We start from the raw sequence: 1531 nt of genomic DNA, 5'->3' as shown, positions 1-1531 counted from the left end.
CCTGGTGGAGCGTCAGCGCTCCCTGCGGGATTCCGTAGCGATCCACGGCCTCCTGGAAGAGCTGCTGAGCCAAGGCGGCATTCTCCTTGTGGGAGACCATCCAGGCCACGATGAAGCGGCTTTACAGGTCCAGTACCACGTAGAGAGTGAGGTTGACACACAGGGGGGTATCGCGCGTTATGATGAAAGCTCGTCTTCCTTGAAAGACGCTACCGGAAGAATGTCGGCGATGGGACAGGCAGTTGGCGGCATGTTCAGCGGCGACGAGATCGTCAAGGGCTGTATCGCCAGTTATACCTTCGAGCAACTGGAGATTTCCTCGTATAAGGTGCTGATTGCCACGGCGGAGGAAGCCGGCGATATGGAAACCAAGCGGGTCTGCGAAGAAATCCTCGAAGAGGAGCTGGCCATGGCCGCCTGGTTGGATGAACACATGCCCAAGACGCTACGGCAGTACCTGCAACGCGACGAAGACTCGAGTGCTACGGCAAAGCGCTGAGCGACGACGTCAGGCGCGTAGCTATCATTCGAACCAGCGGCCCGGCGACCTGCCGGGCCGCTGCTTGTCGGATCGACTGCTGCATGCTCGTAAATCAAAAAGGATCGGCAGAAGCCGATCCTTATCACACTCCATGAGTCTGCTCACTCACAGGCGGTTTTTCAGAATCTTGGCGGCCTTTTCGCCATGCTCCGAATAAAAGCGTTGCAATTCTTCGAAAAGCTTGGTGGTTTCATCATCATTGTCGCGCTGGGAATCGCTGGCATATTGCTTGCAATTTTCCGAACCTTGGGCGAGATGATAGATGGAGCTAATCAAGTTATAGTTCTTATCTTTAACTGGGTTGGCCATCACTATACTCCTCTCCTTGAACCTCATTGATGACTCTTGGCACATCCCTGTGCTTCGCACATCCCTGTGTGCTTTTCCATGTCGGATGGGCAGAACTAGTTAATTAGCTGTTGCGGCCACCCTTCTGACCAGCCTCCGAGGCTTTCTCGCGGTCATTGGCGAAGTTGCCACCGCTGTGTTTCCCGCCTTTCTGACCGGCTTCGGAAGCCTTTTCCGGATCATTGGCGAAGTTGCCGCCACTATGCTGGCCGCCTTTCTTGCCCGCTTCGGAAGCCTTTTCCGGATCATTGGCGAAATTTCCCTCACTATGCTGGCCGCCTTTATGGCCGGCTTCGGAAGCCTTTTGGGGGTCGTTGGCGAAATTCCCTCCGCTATGCTCGCCACCTTTCTGGCCAGCCTCGGATGCACGCTTGGGATCTTCTGCGAAGTTACCAGAACCGCCACGATGTTCAGCCATGACAATACTCCTTTCTCTCTGGTGTATGTGAGCGCGTCTTGCTTGGAAGACGTTTCGCGTCACTTCACTTTTGGATGCCACATTTCCGTGTGACACCTTTCACGCTAGCCCGGATATTTCATCAGACATGAAAAAAGCGGCTGAAAATCGGTTATAATTCAAGCTCCTACACAAGAATCAACCGCATCAACCGCCATGACGAAATGTACCATGCCGACCGCCTC

General features: G+C 54.3%; 3 protein-coding genes. 1 reads left to right on the top strand and 2 read right to left on the bottom strand.

The window, feature by feature from the left end:
• Nucleotides 1–499, top strand: a 499-nt coding sequence (locus K7I12_RS17345; RefSeq protein WP_331460604.1) for a DUF892 family protein, incomplete at its 5' end; no start/stop codon positions are given.
• A 147-nt stretch (nucleotides 500–646) separates the two neighbouring features.
• Here K7I12_RS17345 and K7I12_RS17340 read toward each other — a convergent pair.
• Together K7I12_RS17340 and K7I12_RS17755 are read right to left on the bottom strand one after the other, a co-directional pair.
• A complete protein-coding gene (locus K7I12_RS17340; protein WP_031384815.1) occupies nucleotides 647–850 on the bottom strand; it encodes a hypothetical protein in 204 nt (67 codons plus the stop codon).
• A 103-nt stretch (nucleotides 851–953) separates the two neighbouring features.
• A complete protein-coding gene (locus tag K7I12_RS17755; protein WP_084173602.1) occupies nucleotides 954–1307 on the bottom strand; it encodes a KGG domain-containing protein in 354 nt (117 codons plus the stop codon).
• Nucleotides 1308–1531: the final 224 nt, after the last annotated feature.

Origin of the sequence: Halomonas sp. IOP_31 (genome assembly GCF_021151495.1) — a bacterium.
In the GTDB taxonomy this organism is placed as follows: Bacteria; Pseudomonadota; Gammaproteobacteria; order Pseudomonadales; family Halomonadaceae; genus Modicisalibacter; species Modicisalibacter zincidurans.
This window is presented reverse-complemented; position numbering and strand designations above follow the sequence as displayed.

What these genes read in the sequence shown, in the direction of transcription:
- K7I12_RS17340 (WP_031384815.1), bottom strand. Translation starts at nt 850, where the DNA reads ATGGCCAACCCAGTTAAAGATAAGAACTATAACTTGATTAGCTCCATC.
- K7I12_RS17755 (WP_084173602.1), bottom strand. Translation starts at nt 1,307, where the DNA reads ATGGCTGAACATCGTGGCGGTTCTGGTAACTTCGCAGAAGATCCCAAG.